Below are 696 nucleotides of genomic sequence, written 5' to 3'. Positions count from 1 at the left end.
AGTAACTCTATCTTATCTTTGTTTATACATTCATATGATAAAAAAGACCTAGAAACAGTTAAATTCATTCGTGATAATCAATCATTTGATTTTCCTCTACAGCAGAATAAAGATGGTTTTTACGTAGCAGAAATACGTGCTAAAGATATCCTCCCTCTAAAAGGTTCCTCTTTCAGTATCTTCGTAACAGATCAAGGTGGAATACTCACTCCACTACAGTATGCTGTTCATCACAAATGGCAAAGGAAGATACTGCATAGAGAATTGGCTGTATTAATTAAAAGAACAAGCAATGAAAATTTACAAACAAAAATAACTTTCGAAGTTTTAAACGCTAGAAAAAGAACAAAATTATACAAAACAAATATGATTGATTTCATGCTTGAAAATTATACTCTAAACATAAATGGTGTTTCAAATATTTTAGACATTGATGCTCCATTAGACCAAAGAAAATTCTTTATTGCTCTTCATAGGGTACCTTCAAAGGATAAAATATTATTTCCTATTGATTCAATTTCAGAAGATGGTTTTTGGTCTGCCCACATAGACTTAAGCTCAATTGGCCTTCATAATTTATATGAGGGTATCTGGCAAATGCATTTTTACGAAGAAGTAGAAGGCAAGTTGCTAGGATCGTTTATAAAAGACAAACAAAAATTGATTACTACACATTCATTTAAGACTGCTGATCAG

The 696-nt window shown here is 31.2% G+C and carries 1 protein-coding gene; it reads left to right on the top strand.

Features of this window, described 5'->3' with window-relative positions; genetic code table 11:
• Positions 1 to 696 (top strand): hypothetical protein (locus SB658_RS21815; RefSeq protein WP_410602264.1); only part of this gene is annotated, 696 nt, incomplete at both ends.

The sequence above is a fragment of the Bacillus sp. SIMBA_008 genome (genome assembly GCF_046535495.1).
Lineage (GTDB): Bacteria > Bacillota > Bacilli > Bacillales > Bacillaceae > Bacillus > Bacillus subtilis.
The sequence above is the reverse complement of the archived record's forward strand: the minus strand, read 5'-3'. Positions and strand labels throughout refer to the sequence as shown.